The organism is Streptomyces flavovariabilis (genome assembly GCF_000725785.1).
Taxonomy (GTDB): Bacteria; Actinomycetota; Actinomycetes; order Streptomycetales; family Streptomycetaceae; genus Streptomyces; species Streptomyces hawaiiensis.
Genome location: NZ_JNXD01000005.1, coordinates 136,169 through 152,751, shown reverse-complemented (window position 1 = coordinate 152,751; position 16,583 = coordinate 136,169). Strand labels below are relative to the sequence as shown.

General features: G+C 72.9%; 11 protein-coding genes. 10 read left to right on the top strand and 1 reads right to left on the bottom strand.

Annotated elements, in window-relative coordinates; all coding sequences use genetic code 11:
- Nucleotides 1-2: 2 nt before the first annotated feature.
- From IO24_RS0111405 to argF, 8 genes are all read left to right on the top strand, one after another.
- Complete coding sequence (locus IO24_RS0111405; protein ID WP_031134637.1) at nucleotides 3-1,094, top strand: AAA family ATPase; 1,092 nt, start codon at nucleotides 3-5, stop codon at nucleotides 1,092-1,094.
- Complete coding sequence (gene fxsT, locus IO24_RS0111400; protein ID WP_031134636.1) at nucleotides 1,094-5,620, top strand: FxSxx-COOH system tetratricopeptide repeat protein; 4,527 nt, start codon at nucleotides 1,094-1,096, stop codon at nucleotides 5,618-5,620. The genes IO24_RS0111405 and fxsT overlap by 1 nt, the downstream gene beginning before the upstream one ends.
- 66 nt (nucleotides 5,621-5,686) lie before the next feature.
- Nucleotides 5,687-6,862: a hypothetical protein gene (locus IO24_RS0111395; protein WP_031134634.1), complete on the top strand. Its 1,176-nt coding sequence runs from the start codon at nucleotides 5,687-5,689 to the stop codon at nucleotides 6,860-6,862.
- Nucleotides 6,859-7,986: an effector-associated domain 2-containing protein gene (locus tag IO24_RS0111390; RefSeq protein ID WP_031134632.1), complete on the top strand. Its 1,128-nt coding sequence runs from the start codon at nucleotides 6,859-6,861 to the stop codon at nucleotides 7,984-7,986. The genes IO24_RS0111395 and IO24_RS0111390 overlap by 4 nt, the downstream gene beginning before the upstream one ends.
- 97 nt (nucleotides 7,987-8,083) lie before the next feature.
- Nucleotides 8,084-8,320: a hypothetical protein gene (locus tag IO24_RS0111385; RefSeq protein WP_031134630.1), complete on the top strand. Its 237-nt coding sequence runs from the start codon at nucleotides 8,084-8,086 to the stop codon at nucleotides 8,318-8,320.
- A gap of 93 nt (nucleotides 8,321-8,413) precedes the next feature.
- Entirely contained in the window at nucleotides 8,414-10,126 is a 1,713-nt protein-coding gene (locus tag IO24_RS0111380) for an aKG-HExxH-type peptide beta-hydroxylase (RefSeq protein WP_031134628.1), read from the top strand.
- A gap of 100 nt (nucleotides 10,127-10,226) precedes the next feature.
- Nucleotides 10,227-11,450, top strand: coding sequence for an arginine deiminase (locus tag IO24_RS0111375; RefSeq protein ID WP_031134625.1), 1,224 nt, complete (start codon nucleotides 10,227-10,229; stop codon nucleotides 11,448-11,450).
- A gap of 104 nt (nucleotides 11,451-11,554) precedes the next feature.
- Nucleotides 11,555-12,562 (top strand): ornithine carbamoyltransferase, encoded by a 1,008-nt coding sequence (gene argF, locus IO24_RS0111370; protein ID WP_031134623.1) that lies wholly within the window; start codon nucleotides 11,555-11,557, stop codon nucleotides 12,560-12,562.
- 54 nt (nucleotides 12,563-12,616) lie between these two features.
- Here the strand turns inward: argF and IO24_RS0111365 are convergent, their stop codons facing one another.
- Nucleotides 12,617-13,084: an ATP-binding protein gene (locus tag IO24_RS0111365; RefSeq protein ID WP_031134620.1), complete on the bottom strand. Its 468-nt coding sequence runs from the start codon at nucleotides 13,082-13,084 to the stop codon at nucleotides 12,617-12,619.
- Between the two features lie 309 nt (nucleotides 13,085-13,393).
- Here IO24_RS0111365 and IO24_RS0111360 point away from each other — a divergent pair, with 309 nt between their 5' ends.
- Nucleotides 13,394-14,221: an enoyl-CoA hydratase family protein gene (locus IO24_RS0111360; RefSeq protein WP_031134618.1), complete on the top strand. Its 828-nt coding sequence runs from the start codon at nucleotides 13,394-13,396 to the stop codon at nucleotides 14,219-14,221.
- Nucleotides 14,206-16,581 (top strand): bifunctional salicylyl-CoA 5-hydroxylase/oxidoreductase, encoded by a 2,376-nt coding sequence (locus IO24_RS0111355; protein WP_031134617.1) that lies wholly within the window; start codon nucleotides 14,206-14,208, stop codon nucleotides 16,579-16,581. Before IO24_RS0111360 ends, IO24_RS0111355 begins: the two co-directional genes overlap by 16 nt.
- Nucleotides 16,582-16,583 lie beyond the last annotated feature (2 nt).

Genomic DNA, 16,583 nt, shown 5'->3' with positions numbered 1-16,583 from the left:
GCATGAGCGCACAGGAACGGACGGCCGCGGACGACTGGCGGGTCTTCCATGCCACCGGACACCCGCAGGACGCCCCGCCCGTGCTGCCCGACCCGCCGCCCTGGCGGAGGTTCCGTGGCGGTCCGGTCGAGGCCCCGCCCCCGGACGACGCCGAGGCGGCGCTGCGCCGCCTGGGCCCCGGCGGCCTCACCCCGCAGCTCGACGAGGAGCAGATAGAGACGGTCAACGCCGCCCTGCTGCTGCGCCGTCCGCTGCTGATCACCGGCCCGCCGGGCGTCGGCAAGTCGACGCTCGCCTACCTGATCTCGCGTGAGCTGGGGCTCGGCCGGGTACTCGAATGGAACGTCGTGAGCCGGACCAGCCTGCGGGACGGCCTGTACGTCCACGACGCCATGGGCCGTGCGCAGGCCATCGCCGCCTGGCAGGCCGGACTGCGGGACACGGCGCGGGCGGAGCCGGTGTTCGAAGAAGACGAACAGACCGTCAACTCCACAGTCATGCCAAAAGATCGTCAACTTGCGCCGGTTATAGGCGAGTTCATTACACTGGGGCCCCTGGGCACCGCCCTGCTGCCTTACGAACGGCCCCGGGTGCTTCTCGTCGACGAACTCGACAAGAGCGACATCGACCTGCCGAACGACCTGTTGCACGTTCTGGAGAATGGAAGTTATGAGGTTCCGGAGCTGGTGCGCGACGCCGCAGACGCGGCGAGCGTGCACACCAGCGACCCGGGGAGCCGGGCGGTGGTGCGCAACGGACGGGTCGAGTGCCGGGAGTTCCCGGTCGTGGTGATCACCAGCAACGGGGAGCGGGAATTCCCCGCCGCCTTCCGTCGCCGCTGCCTGCCGATGGAGATGCACACCCCCACCCGGGAGCAACTACTGGCCATGGTGGAGGGCCATCTCGGGCTCCGGCCGCACGGCACGGAAGACCTCGTCGACCTGTTCGTTCAGCGGGTCCAGGCGGGCGGAGTCCACTCCCTCGACCAGTTGCTCAACGCTGTCCAGATGACTACTGCGGGTGGTTTTCAGGCTGACGGTGACGGGCGTAAGCTCGTCGAACTGCTGCTCCGCGACCTCGCGAAGGGCCGCTGATGACCCGGGAGCGCGCATCCGGACCCGGCGACGGGGATCCCGCATCGGGATCCTCGCCGCCTCCTTCGGTGTACCCCGAGCCGCCCGCGGGCGAGCGCGGGGACCGGGTCCCGGCCGCTCCCGACCACTTCGTGCCACGCTGGCAGGAGTTCGCCGACGCGGTATGGCTCGCCGCCCACTGGAGCCGGTACGGCCGTCTCGGCGGCGCGGCCCGGGAGGCGCTGGCCCCGGCCGCGGAAACGGACACCGCAGACCCGCAGGACGCAGGGACCGAACAGCCGCCCCGGCCCGCGGACGACGAAGCACTTCCCGGCCGGCCCGCGGACGACGACGCACTCCCCGGCCGGCCCGCGGCCGACGCCGAGGACGCTTCGCCCGAGCCCCCGCCGGCCGGCCGCACCCCCGCCTCGATCCCTCTCGCCGACCGGGCCGCCTCCCGCGCCGACGGCCGCTTCTCACCCCGCCCCGACGGCCGCTTCACCCTGCACCTCGGGCCGCCCCTGCTGCCCCGGGCCGAACCCGACCCGTCCGGCCCCGGCCGCGTCACGGCCCTGCTCGCGCGCGCCCTGCACCACCTGGCCCGCCGCATCCCGTCCCGCAGCAGCCTGGAGCTGGACGAGGAGACCACCGCCGAACAGGGCCTCGCCGACGGGCTGTGGATGCCGTTCCTGCGGCCCTCCCGGGTCTCCGCCTTCGACCTGGTGCTGCTGCTCGACGACGCGCCCACGATGCGGATCTGGGAGGAGAGCGCCGCACGCCTCGCCCGCGCCGCCGAGCACAGCGGCGCCTTCCGGAGCGTGCGCACGATCCGGGCGACCGTGCCGCGCACCGGCACCGCCACGCTGCGCTGGCCCACGGGCCGGGCCGTCGCCGACCCGGCCGAACTGCTCGACGGCCGGGGCAGCCGGATCTTCCTCGTCGTCACCGACGGACTCGCCCACGGCTGGGCCGCCACCGCCGCCGACGAACTCCTCGGCCGCCTCGCCCACGCCGGCCCCACCGCCCTCGTCCACCTGCTGCCGCCGCATCTGCGCCACCGGTCCTCGCTCTACCCGTACCCGGCCGTCCTGGAGGCCGGTGGCTTCGGCGCCCCCAACGACGGCCTCGGGCACTGGGCGCCGCCCGGCGGACCCGACCCGATGCGGCCGCTGCCCGAGGCGGGCGACGGCTCCGTCGCCGTCCCGGTGCTCTCCCTGAAGCCCGCCTCCCTCGCCGCCTGGTCCGATCTGGTCACCGGCGGGCGCGGCGTACGGCGGTCGCTGCCCGTCGTGCTGGCCGGCGCCCTGAGCAAGGGCGCCCCCGCCCCCGGTCTGCGCGCCCCGCGCCTCCCCCGTGCCGCCACCGCCGCCGTACGGCGCTTCTTCAGCCTTGCCACCCCCTCCGCCCGCCGGCTCGCGACCCAACTGGCCGCCGTGCCCTTCGACTTCGACCTCGTCGAGCAGCTGCGCAGGCGGGTCATGCCGGAGACCGGCCCCGACCACCTCGCCGAGATCCTCATGGGCGGGCTGATCGACTGGGAGGGTGGAGAGCAGGGGCGCCCCGAGTTCGCCGAGGGTGTCCGCGAAGCGCTGCTCGCGACCACCACCCGCAGCCAACTCGCCCGCACGGTCAGCGTGGTGGGCGAGCTGCCCGCCGCGGGCGAGCGGGGCGTCGCCCTGCGCGCCGCCCTGCACGACCCACTGCGGACCAGGCTGCCCGACCCGGCCGAACCCGGCTGGGCGCGCAGCGAACTGGCCGTGATGCGAGCCCTGTCGGGCCCCTACTCCGAGCGGGCCAAACGCATCGAACCGAACCTGTCCAGGCACGCGCCCGCCGCGGCCGTACAAGGGGAGAACACCGCGTCCGCACATCCACCCCCACAGGTGAATAACCCGGGCGATACGACTCCATCCAGCCCAGCGGACAGTGACCCGGATTCGGGAATTTCCGATCTGACTGGAGAATCCGCGCCGTCTTCGACGGCCGGCGAGTACCGACAAGAGACCCCGGAGGCAGAGCCGCTCATGCAGAGCACCACGACCGCAACGCCGGCCCTACTGGTGAACGTCCCCATGCGTAACACCTCGTTCGTCGGCCGTCAGGCGCTGCTGAGGGCCGTGGAGGAGCAGCTCGCCGCCCAGGACACCGCGGCCGTGCTGCCCAACGCCTTGCACGGCCTCGGTGGCGTCGGCAAGTCCCAGCTGGCGCTGGAGTACATCTACACCCACCAGCGCGACTACCGGATCATCTGCTGGATCCCCGCCGAGCGCGAGAGCCTCATCCTGGCCGCGCTGTCCTCCCTCGCCTCGCAGCTGGGCGTCGCCCCGGCCGGCCAGGACAGTCTGGGCGCCGCCGCGGCCAACACCGCCGTGCCCGCCGTACTGGAGGCGCTGCGCACCGGGACGCCGTACGACAACTGGCTGCTGGTCTTCGACAACGCCGAGGACATCGAGGCGGTGCGCGGCTACTTCCCGCACAACGGGCCGGGCAAGGTCATCGTCACCTCCCGGAACCGGGGCTGGGAACGGGTGGCCACCTCGCTGCCGGTGAACGTCTTCGAGCGCGACGAGTCCATCGAACTGCTCCAGAAGCGCGCCAAGGACCTGCCCGGGGTGGACGCCGACCGGCTCGCCGAAGCGCTCGGCGACCTGCCGCTCGCCGTGGAGCAGGCGGGCGCCTGGCTCGGTGTCACCGGCATGGAGGTCGACGAGTACCTCGAACTGCTCGCCCAGCGCAGCCCGGAGATCCTCGAGATCGAGCAGAGCCCCGACTACCCGGTCTCGGTCGCCGCCGCCTGGGACATCTCCCTGGAGCGCATCAGGGAGAACAATCCGGGCGCCCGGCAGCTGCTCGACATCTGCGCCAGCATGGCCCCCGAGCCGATTCCGCGCTCGATCCTGCGCAGCAGCCGGGGGGTCAACATCACGCCGCAGGTCGACCCGATGCTGCGCGAGCCGATCAAACTGAACCGGGCCATCCGCGACCTCAGCCAGTTCTCCCTGATCAAGGTCGACCCGCGCGCGGGCACCCTGCAGATGCACCGCCTCCTGCAGACCGTGCTCCTCGCCAAGCTGAGCGAGGAGGAACGCGAGAGGATGCGGGACGCCGCCCACCAGCTGCTGTCCGCCGCCAACCGCGGCCCCTTCGGATCCTCCCAGGAGTGGCGCGACTACCAGGCGCTGCTGCCCCACGTCCTCGCCTCCCAGGCCGTGACCAGCACCGACCCCTATGTGCGTGACCTGGTCTACGACACCATGTGGTTCCTCTACTACTGGGGCGACCACGAGAACGCCGCGGCCTTCGGCCGACAGGCGTGGAGCGCCTGGCTCGCCGCCTCGGGCGAGGACGACATCTATGTCATCCGGATGACCAAGGGCTTCGCCTTCCTGCTGCGCCAGGTGGGTCAGATCGCCGAGTCGATCCCGCTCACCGAGAAGGCGCTGGAGGTCTCCCGCCGGGTGCAGGTCGAGCCCGAGGAACTCATCGACTCGCTGTGCGAGATGTCCGACGCCCGCCGGTACCAGGGCCGCTTCCAGGAGGCGCGGGACCTGGGCAAGGAGGCCACCGAACTGGCCCGGGGCCTCTTCGGTCCCGACGACCCGGCCACCCTGCGGGGCAGCCACAGCTGGGGCGTCGACCTGAGACTGTGCGGGGAGTTCAGGGAAGCGCTGCCGCTCGACCAGGAGACCGCCCGCCAGCGTGACACGCTGTTCGGTGAGACCAGCTTCTTCACGCTCAACACCCTGCACTGCGTCGGCATCGACATGCGCGAGGCGGGCCGGTACCCCAAGGCGCGCGAGTGGCAGGAGGACGTCTACCGCCGGGCGCTCGCCGCCCTCGGCGAGAAGCACCCCCTGACCCTGCGCATCGCCCGTGACCTCGGAGTCTGCCGCCGCCGGGACGGAGACCTCGCAGAAGGCGCCAAGCTCGCCGAGGAGACCCTGCGCAACTTCAGGTCCCGCTACGGCGACGAGCATCTCGACTCGCTGACCACGGCGACCAACGTCTGTGTCGACCGGCGGCTGGCCGGGGACCTGGACGGCTCGTACCGGCTCGCGCAGTCCACCGTGGCCCGGCTGGTGCGTCGCATCGGCGAGAACCACGCCCACACCCTGGTGACCAGGGCGAACCTGGCCGCCACTGAGCGGGCCCTGGGCGCCCTGGACACCGCGCAGGAGCTGGAGGACGACGTGGTGCGCCGGCTGAGCGGCACGGTCGGAGCACAGCACGTCATCACCCTCACCGTCGGCATCGGCCAGGCCAACACCGCCTACGCCCGGCTCGACTTCGAGCGGGCGCACGCGATCGACTCCGCCAATCTGCCGCTGCTGACCGAGGTGGCGGGCGGGGACCATCCGCTCACCCTCTCCTGCACCTCCAACCTCGCCCTCGATCTGCGTGGCCTCGGGCGCGGTGACGAGGCGGACGTGCTTCAGCGCAAGGCGGTGGAGGGCTTCGCCGCAGTGCTGCGCACCGACCACCCCTGGCTCCAGGCCGCCCGCCAGCGCCGCCGCATCGAGTGCGACATCGCTCCCATGCCCATGTGAAACCGTCAACTCCCAGGTGAAACTGATAAGTTGGTATCACCAGGGCAGTCGTGTCACGGGGGGCGCATGACGGCGGTCGTCTTCGTCCATGGGACCGGGGTTCGCGAGCCGGGCCTCTCCGCGCTGGTCGCACGTGTGACGGCCGGACTCGCCGCACAGCGCGACGGCCTTCGTGTGGTGTCCTACGCCTGGGGAGCGGCACACGGTGCCACGCTCGCGGCCGGCGGGGCGAGCCTGCCGCCCCTGTCCGGCACCACACGCGGTCTCGGCGAAGGCCCCGCGGGGCCCGCCCCGGGCGACGGGACGGCCGCAGCGTGGGCCGCCCTCTACGCCGACCCGTACGCCGAACTGGCCCTGGCCGCCGCCGGATCCGGCCCGGCCGTCGAACGCCCGCCCGGCTCCGTGCCGCCGCAGCAGTGCATACGGGCGCTGCTCACCGCGCTCGCCGCCCGAGGGGACACGCCCGCAGCCGAGCTGGGCCCCGGACTGGCCCGGGCCGCGACCGACCTGGCCTCCCACCCCCTGCTCGCCCCCGCCGCAGACGCCCTCGACCCGGCGGACCTCGCCGCTCTCGCCGCCCGCAGCCTCACCGCACGCCTCACGGCCGCCGCCCTCGACGCCGACTCCCCGCTCGTTCCGGTCGGCGCAACCCGTGACGCCGTCACCGGCCGGATCGCCGAGGCCCTCGGCGCACCGCCCCACGGCTCGGAGCGAGGGCTGCGCTCCTACCTGCTGCGCACGGCCGGAGCCGTGGCCACCCGGGCCGTCGAACGCCGCCGGCGTGCCCTCACCGAGGCCGCCCACCCCGCCGCCGGTGACATCCTGCGCTATCTGAGCCGCGGTGCGGCCTTCCGGGACGGCCTGCGCACCCTCGTCGCCGGCCTGGAGCCGCCCGTCGCCGTGGTCGGCCACAGCCTCGGCGGCATCATCGCCCTCGACACGCTGGTCTCCGCCCCGCTGCCCCAGGTCCGGCTCCTGGTGACGGCGGGCTCCCAGGGGCCCTTCCTCTACGAGTCGGGCTCCCTGCCGTCCCTCGAACACCCCGCGCCCCTGCCGTCGCACGTCCCGGCCTGGCTGAACCTGTACGACCCGCGTGATCTGCTCGGCTATCTCGGCGCGGGACTCTTCCCGGGCCGTGTCACCGATGTCGCCGTCGACAGCGGCCAGCCGTTCCCCGCCGCCCACAGCGCCTACTGGACGAACCCCGCCGTGTACCGCCACATCGTGGACCGCCTGCCGTGAGCGGGCCGACGCCGCCCGTCGACCCCGCCCGGGTGCACGCCCTCGTCGTCGGGATCGAGGCGTACGAGGCCGGGGACGCCTGGCGGCTGCCCGGTCCCGCCCGGGACGCCGTACGGTTCTGGCGCCTGCTGCGGGACGCCGGGGTGCCCGAGGACCAACTGCGGCTGCACCTGGCCCCGTTGGCGCCGTACGAGCCGCCCGTCCCGTACCGGAGTGCGGACCGGGCGACCCTGCGCCGGATCCTGGTCCGCGAACTGTCCCGGGCCCAGGGCGACGTGCTGTGGGTGTGGTGGGGCGGCCACGGCGTGCTGGACAGGGCCGGGCGGCTGCGGCTGTTCTGCGCGGACGCGGGCGTCGACGACAAGGCGGCCATCGACCTGGACTCCGCGCTCGCCCGGTACACGGGCGATGCCGTACCCGGTCTGCGCGAGCAGATGTGGGTCGTGGACGCCTGCGAGACGTTCGAGGAGGACCTCGCCTTCCAGGAGGCGCTGCCCGCCGACGCCCTGCCCGTGGGCCGGCCCGGGCATGCGCACCGGCAGACCGTGCTGCGCGCCGCCGGCCGGGGCAGGGCGGCGGCCAACGACCCCGTCCGTGCCACGGGCCTGTTCTCCGACGTCCTGCTCGGTCTGCTGGCCGACCGGGCGGCCGTTCTGCCCGCACCGCCCGATCCGGAGGAACTGTTTCCGGCCGTTCGGGCTCGCATCGCGGCCCTCAGGGACGAGGGCCGTACTCTTCAGCACCCCGAGATCCGGCTCCAGGGCGCCGACCGCACCGAGACGCTGCCCCCGGCCGGACCGCCCGCCCCGGCGCGGCCCCTCGCGGCGTTGCAGCGGGCGGTGGAGGCCCTGCTCGCCTACCCCCTGATACACGACCCCGACGAACGGCAGACCGTCGTCGCCGCGCTGAACCCCCGTGTCACAGCCGTACTGCGCCGCAACAGCAAGGCGCGCACCGACGTCGTCAACATCCTCGGCGGGCTCGCCCGGCGGAACCCGGAGACGCTGTGGGACCTGTTCGACGCGGTGGTGTCCGTCGACGACGATCCGGAACTGAAGGACGAACTCGCCGCCGCACTGGCCGCGTTGTCGCCCTCGTCGGCGCCTCGGCGTGACCGGCGATGATCAGTGGCGTGATCGTACGGTTTTCGCCCCGGGGGGTAATGGCCATGATGGAAAGACACGGGGCATCGCGTGCCACCGTGCGAGAAGGGGGAGCATCTTGGACCAGCCGCCCGTTCTGCACCACGTCGGAGCCGCCGCACCTGAACCGGCCGTCGCCACGACGGGGACCGACGTCTGGGAATCCGATCTGGCGGACCTCGCGGCGCTGCCCCTGAGCGCCGTGGACGGTCTCCCCGCCCTGCCCCCCACCACGCGCCTGCTGACCGAGGTGCTGCGCGCCCGCAGCAGCATGAGGAGCGGTGAAGGAGGAGGCTCGGGCGCCCGAGCCGACTAGCCGCCGACCGTCCCGACGGCAGAGCCCCGGTGCGACACCCGTACGCGCACCGGGGTCCCCGCATGTCCGCCAACCGACCGGAGGTCCGCGACGATGACCAGCGAGCAGCACCTCGCCCCCTTCCGCATGCCGGACCGGCTCTTCGCGGAGCTGGCCGCCGGAGGTGGCTCCGCGGCGGCCGTCGCCTTCCTCGAACGGGCGGAACGGGCGCGGCGGTTGCTGCTCCTGCGCACCCTCCTCGGCCATCTCGACGCCCTGCCCACCCCCCTCACCCCGGTCGCCGAAGCCTGGCGGGTGCTCAAGGAGGCGGCCGAGACGTCACCCGAGCCGGTCGAACGCCTGCTGCTGGCCCCGCCGACCGGCGGCTGGATCTCCCACATGCTGCGCCGGGTCCACGGCACGGCCACCGGGCCGCCGCTCTGGGCGGAGGCGGGCCACCTGAGCGCGCTGGCCCTCTCGGCGTCCCTGCACGCGGGCACGGAGACGGCCTTCGACGTTCCCCTCACCGACGGGCGGCTGCCGCTGCCCGGTCTCGGCATGGTCCGGCTCCCCGGCGCGCAGGAGGGTCTGACGGCCGGCCGGGCCACGACGGCCGGGGGAGAGCTGACCGTCACGGCCCCCGCCGCCACGACCGGCTCGGTGCGGGTCACCTGCCACCCGCTGCGCCGGCACGCCGACGACGACCGGTCAGCGGCGCGAGAGGACAGCTGGCTGCCGCTGCGCACCCTCACCCACACCGGCCCCGACGGCACGGCCCCGGTCGCCGTGGTCCTCGACGACCTCGATCCCTACCGCGACCTCGACGACCACCTGCCGCCCGCCCGGCTCGACGAGGACGAGGCACAGGAGTGGCAGCGGTTGTTCGACGAGGCCGCGCGCATCCTCGCCCGCCCGGGCGGGCCGGGCCCCGGGCGGGTCGACCCCGCCATGATCCGGGCGATCGTGCCCTTCGGACGCACCGGCGTCAGCCCGCCCCCGCTGCCCTTCGTCCAGGTCTCGGCCTCCAGCGGCGACTCCTTCGGCGGCATGCTCATCGTCCGCCCGGCCTCCGCGCTCGCCCTCGCCGAAACCCTGGTGCACGAGCTCCAGCACAGCAAGCTGGCCGCCCTCCTGCACCTGTTCCCGCTGCTGGAGGACGACCGGGCCGAGCGCTACTACGCACCCTGGCGCACCGACCCCCGCCACCTCACCGGCCTGCTGCACGGCGCCTACGCCTTCACCGGCGTCGCGGGCTTCTGGCGGGACCGGCTGGCCGGCGCGGAGGGGGCCGAGGCGGTCGAGCGCGCCGGCTACTTCTTCGCCCTGCGCCGGCTGCAGAGCCGCCTGGCCGCGCGCACCCTGCTGACCAGCGGCCGGCTGACCGTGCAGGGCCGCGCCCTCGTGTCGGGGCTCGCCCGCACCCTGGACGGCTGGCTGCGGGAGGAGGTCTCCCCGGCCGCACTGCACCGCGCCCGCACCGCCGCCGCACTGCACCGCACCGAGTGGCGGCTGCGCAACGTCGTGCCCGCTCCGGCCGCCGCGCCGTCGGACCTCCGCTTCCGCCCCGACCGCACCTCCTGGCCGGACCTGCGCACCCACGGCTTCGCCCCGCGTCCCGCCGCCCCGCGCACCGCCGACGAGCACCTCGCCGCCGGGGACGCGGCTGCCGCGCTCGTCCGGTACGCCGATGTCCTGGCCGACGCCCCGGCCGAGCCGCATGCCCTCGCGGGCTGGATCGTCGCCCGGACGATCCTCGAACCGGGCCGGGCCGCCCGCCGGATGCTGGCCCGGCCCGAGGAACTGCTGGAGCCGTCGCCCAGGGTGTGAGCCGGTCCCGCCGCATTTTTCGTCGCCGCGACGAGAACCGGTGGTCACGGAAACGGTCGAGGAGCGCGTCAATACGCCCTCCGATGGTCAGGATGGAGGCATGGCATACCACGTCCACTCCGAGGCCGGGCGGCTGCGCCGCGTCATCCTGCACCGGCCCGATCTCGAGCTCAAAAGGCTCACCCCCAGCAACAAGACCTCGCTGCTCTTCGACGACGTGCTGTGGGTGCGCAGGGCCCGCGCCGAGCACGACGGGTTCGCCGACGTGCTGCGCGACCGCGGTGTCGCCGTCCACCTCTTCGGCGACCTGCTGGCCGAGACGCTCGAGGTCCCGGCGGCCAGATCCCTCGTCCTGGAGCGGGTCTTCGACGAGAAGGAGTACGGCCCGCTGGCCACCGACCCGCTCAGAGCCGCCTTCGAGAACCTGCCCGCGCGGGAGCTGGCCGAGGTCCTGGTCGGCGGCATGACGAAACGCGAGTTCCTGGACGTGCACCCGGAGCCGACCTCCGTGCGCTTCCACGTCATGGAACTGGACGACTTCCTGCTGGGCCCGCTGCCCAACCACCTCTTCACCCGCGACACCTCCGCCTGGATCTACGACGGCGTGTCCATCAACGCCATGCGCTGGCCCGCCCGGCAGCGCGAGACCGTGCACTTCGAGGCGATCTACCGGCACCACCCGCTGTTCCGCGACGAGACCTTCCACGAGTGGTCGAAGGGGCAGGCCGACTACCCGTCCACCATCGAGGGCGGGGACGTGCTGGTCATCGGCAACGGGGCGGTGCTCATCGGCATGAGCGAGCGCACCACCCCGCAGGCCGTGGAGATGCTCGCGCACAAGTTGTTCGCCGCCGGGTCCGCCGAGACGATCGTGGCCCTCGACATGCCCAAGCGGCGTGCCTTCATGCACCTCGACACGGTGATGACGATGGTCGACGGCGACACCTTCACCCAGTACGCGGGCCTCGGCATGCTCCGCTCGTACACCATCGAGCCGGGCGTCGGTGACAAGGAGCTGAAGGTCACCGACCATCCGCCGGAGCACATGCACCGCGCGATCGCCGCCGCGCTCGGCCTGAACGAGATCCGGGTGCTGACCGCGACCCAGGACGTGCACGCGGCCGAACGCGAGCAGTGGGACGACGGCTGCAACGTCCTCGCCGTCGAACCCGGGGTCGTGGTCGCCTACGAGCGGAACGCCACCACCAACACCCATCTGCGCAAACAGGGCATCGAGGTGATAGAGATCCCGGGCAGTGAGCTGGGCCGGGGGCGGGGCGGGCCGCGGTGCATGAGCTGCCCGGTCGAACGGGATCCGGTCTAAGAGGCTCCCGAGGGTCCCGGCGGCCGGGGAGGTTCCGTATAGGCATGCTGTCTTTCGTATAGTATTCCAGGAGTCTGTGTCCCCCGTATCCCTGGAGCGCCCCCATGGCGACTGTCCCGACCGCCCTCGCCGGCCGCCACCTCGTCAAGGAGCTGGACTTCACCGAGGAGGAGTTCCGCGGTCTGGTCGACCTGGCCGCGGAGCTGAAGGCGGCCAAGAAGACCGGGACCGAGACCCAGTACCTCCGGGGCCGCAACATCGCGCTGATCTTCGAGAAGACCTCCACCCGCACCCGCTGCGCGTTCGAGGTCGCGGCCGCCGACCAGGGCGCCTCGACCACCTACCTCGACCCCTCCGGGTCCCAGATCGGGCACAAGGAGTCGGTCAAGGACACCGCGCGGGTGCTGGGCCGGATGTACGACGCGATCGAGTACCGGGGCGACAGCCAGCAGAAGGTGGAGGAGCTCGCGGCGCACGCCGGTGTCCCCGTGTACAACGGGCTCACCGACGACTGGCACCCCACCCAGATGCTCGCCGACGTGCTGACCATGACCGAGCACTGCGCCAAGCCGCTGACGGAGACCGCCTTCGCCTACCTGGGCGACGCCCGCTTCAACATGGGCAACTCCTACCTGGTCACCGGCGCACTGCTCGGCATGGACGTCCGGCTCGTCGCACCCAAGGAGTACTGGCCGGCCCAGGAGGTCGTCGACCGGGCCCGCGCGCTCGCCGCGGCCAGCGGCGCCCGCGTCACGCTCACCGAGACCGTGGACGAGGGTGTCCGCGGCGCCGACTTCGTCGCCACGGACGTCTGGGTGTCCATGGGCGAGCCGAAGGAGGTCTGGGCCCAGCGCGTCGCCGCTCTCGCCCCGTACGCCGTGACCATGGACGTCCTGCGCGCCACCGGCAACCCGGACGTGAAGTTCCTGCACTGCCTGCCGGCCTTCCACGACCTCGGCACCAAGGTCGGCCAGGAGATCCACGCGGCACACGGCCTGGAGTACCTGGAGGTCTCCGACGAGGTCTTCGAGTCGGCCCACTCGGTCGTCTTCGACGAGGCGGAGAACCGGATGCACACCGTCAAGGCGGTCCTGGTGGCCACTCTCGCCTGAACAGGCGTCCTGCCGACCGGCAGCCCGGGCCCCCAGGTTCCCGGCTCGCCGCGGTCACGCCGACGGGCGCCGCTGAGCCGGTACCACGGGCAGTCTGAACCAGACCGCCTTGCCGGACTCGGTCGGCCGGTGCCCGCAGGAGGAGCTCAGGGTGCGGATCAGCAGCAGCCCGCGCCCGTGCTCCTGCCAGGGGTCGGGCGGTCCGCCGGCCGGGCGGGTGAGGTCGCCGGGCGGGGCCGGGTCGGTGTCGTGCACCTCGACCTGGCAGCCCGACGGCATCAGCTCCACGACCAGCTCTATCGGCGTCTCGCCCGTGGTGTGCTCCACGGCGTTGGCCACCAGCTCCGCCGTGAGCAGTTCCGCGGTGTCGCAGTCCGCCCCGTGCTCCAGCTCGGCCAGCGCCGTACGGACCAGGGCACGGGCCACGGGCACCGCCGCTGCGGTGTGCGGAAGCGCGATGCGCCAGGAGGCGGGGGCTGAGGGGAGTTCGTACACGGCGGGTCCGTTCATGGAGCAGGACATCCTGCTTTCAACCTGATGAATGGTACGGCGCCGCTCTCCGGGGACGTCCGAGGGGCACCGCCGGAGGCGCCTTCGCCTCCTTGCCGGACGGCTTACCCAGGTGAACGCGGTGCCGCGCACAGCTGCTCCCGCCGTTACGCCGGTGTGGACGATCTGTGACGGATGTAACCGGCCCAGGTCACGCCGAGGGCTCGCATCGGAGTCCTACCCGGGCGGCTTATCGCGCACTCATGACGACAGTCACGGATGAGTGATAGCTTCGGAGGGTAGAGCTCAGTGAGGCAGTGCCCCCCGAGGAGGCCGCACGTCATGAGTCCCTTCACCGGCTCCGCCGCCCGCACCCCCGGCTGGGAGCATCTGCGCGTCGAGGTCGCCGACGGCGTCGCGACCGTCACCCTGGCCCGCCCCGAGAAACTCAACGCGCTCACCTTCGGCGCCTACGCCGACCTGCGCGACCTGCTCGCGGAGCTGTCCCGGGAACGGTCCGTACGGGCCCTGGTACTGGCCGGAGAGGGCCGCGGCTTCTGCTCCGGCGGCGACGTCGACGAGATCATCGGCGCGACCCTCGGCATGGACACCGCCCAGCTCCTCGACTTCAACCGGATGACCGGCCAGGTGGTCCGCGCGATCAGGGAGTGCCCGTTCCCGGTGATCGCGTCACTGCACGGCGTGGCCGCGGGGGCCGGAGCGGTCCTCGCCCTGGCCGCGGACTTCCGCATCGCCGACCCCACCGCCCGCTTCGCCTTCCTCTTCACCCGCGTCGGCCTCTCCGGCGGCGACATGGGCGCGGCCTACCTCCTGCCCCGGGTCGTCGGCCTGGGCCACGCGACCCGGCTGCTGATGCTGGGCGACCCGGTCCGGGCCACCGAGGCCGAGCGCATCGGCCTGATCAGCGAACTGACGGAGGAGGGCCGGGCGGACGAGGCCTCACAGCGACTGGCCCACCGCCTGGCCCAGGGCCCGGCCTTGGCGTACGCACAGACGAAGGCCCTCCTCACGTCGGAGCTGGACATGCCGCTCGCGGCGTCGGTGGAACTCGACGCCTCGACACAGGCACTCCTGATGAACGGAGCGGACTACGCGGAGTTCCACGCGGCGTTCACGGAGAAGCGACCCCCGAAATGGAGCGGACGATAGTGGACGTAGCTGAAGGGGCGCGGGGAACTGCGCGACCGGCCACAGACGACCCGCACCCGACCACCCCGCCCGGCGAACCCCTGCGCGTCGCAGTCATCGGCGGCGGCCCCGGCGGCCTGTACGCCGCCGCCCTCCTCAAACGCCTCGACCCGGACCGGGAGATCACCGTCTGGGAACGCAACGCCCCGGACGACACCTTCGGCTTCGGAGTGGTCCTCTCCGACGAGACCCTCGGCGGCATAGAACACGCCGACCCCCAGGTCTACGAGGCCCTCCAGCGGCACTTCACCCGCTGGGACGACATCGACATCGTCCACCGCGACACCCGCCACACCTCCACAGGACACGGCTTCGCGGCCCTCGGCCGCCAACGACTCCTGGAGATCCTCCACGCCCGCTGCCGCGCACTCGGCGTCGCCCTCCGCTTCCACACCGAGGCCTCGGACGACCTCACGCGGACCCACGACCTGGTCATCGCCGCGGACGGCGTCCACAGCACCACCCGCGAGACCCACGCGGACGTCTTCCGCCCCCGGGTGACGAGCCACCGCTGCCGCTACATCTGGCTCGCCGCCGACTTCCCCTTCGACTCCTTCCGCTTCGAGATCGCCGAAACCGAACACGGCGTGATGCAGCTCCACGGCTACCCCTATGCCCCCGACGCGTCGACGGTGATCGTCGAGATGCGCGAAGAGGTCTGGCACGCTGCCGGCTTCGACGAGCTCGACGAAGCGGAGTCGATCGAGCGCTGCGCCAAGATCTTCGCGGAGGCGCTCCGCGGCCGCCCTCTGAAGTCGAACAACTCCACCTGGACGACGTTCCGCACGGTCGTCAACGACCGCTGGTCGCACGGCAACCTCGTCCTCCTCGGGGACGCCGCCCACACCGCGCACTTCTCCATCGGCTCCGGCACCAAGCTCGCCGTCGAGGACGCGCTGGCCCTGGCCGCCTGCCTGGAGGAGCGCGGCACGCTGCCCGAGGCGCTGGCCGCCTATGAGGCGGAGCGGCGCCCCGTCGTCGCCTCCACGCAGCGCGCGGCCCGGGCCAGTCTGGAGTGGTTCGAGAACCTCGACCTGTACCTGGACCAGCCGCCCCGCCAGTTCGCCTTCAACCTGCTCACCCGCAGCCGCCGCGTCACGCATGACAACCTGAGGCTGCGCGACGCCCGCTTCACGGAGTCGGTGGAGCGCGAGTTCGGCTGCCCGCCCGGTACGCCCCCGATGTTCACACCGTTCCGGCTGCGCGGCCTGACCCTGCGCAACCGGGTCGTCGTCTCACCCATGGACATGTACTCGTCGGCCGACGGCGTCCCCGGCGACTTCCACCTCGTCCACCTGGGCGCGCGGGCGCTGGGCGGGGCCGGGCTGGTGATGACCGAGATGGTGTGCGTCAGCGAGGAGGGCCGGATCACACCCGGCTGCGCCGGCCTCTACACCGGACGGCAGGCCGAGGCCTGGAAGCGGATCACGGACTTCGTGCACGACCGGGCCCCCGGCACCGCGATCGGCGTGCAGCTCGGCCACAGCGGCCGCAAGGGCTCCACGAAGCTGATGTGGGAGGGCATGGACGAACCGCTTCCGGAGGGCAACTGGCCGCTCGTAGCCCCCTCGGCGCTCCCGTACAAGGGGTCCAGCCAGACGCCGCGCGAGCTGTCCCGCGCCCAACTCACCGATGTCCGAGAGCAGTTCACGGCGTCCGCCGCCCGCGCCGCCCGGGCCGGCTTCGACCTGCTCGAACTGCACTGCGCGCACGGCTACCTGCTGTCCGGGTTCCTCTCCCCGCTGACCAACCGGCGTACCGACGCCTACGGAGGCACCCTGGAGAAACGGCTCCGCTTCCCGCTGGAGGTCTTCGACGCCGTACGCAACGTGTGGCCCGGGGAGCGGCCCATGACCGTCCGCATCTCCGCCACCGACTGGGCCGAGGGCGGGACGACCGCCGAGGACGCCGTCGAGATCGCCCGGGCCTTCGCCGCGCACGGCGCCGACGCGATCGACGTGTCGACCGGCCAGGTCGTGGCGGACGAGCGGCCGGAGTTCGGACGGTCGTACCAGACGCCGTTCGCCGACCGGATCCGCCACACCATCGGCATCCCGGTGATCGCCGTCGGCGCGATCTCCTCCTGGGACGACGTCAACTCCCTGATCCTGGCGGGCCGCACCGACCTCTGCGCCCTCGCCCGCCCCCACCTCTACGACCCCCACTGGACCCTGCACGCGGCGGCCGAGCAGGGCTACACGGGCCCGGGCGCGACCTGGCCGGCCCCCTACCGCGCGGGCAGCCGCCGCCCCCAGACGGGCCGCACGGACGCCCCGAAACCGCGGCTGAGCCTCGGAAGCGGCGGTGTGCAGGGCGGTTAGGA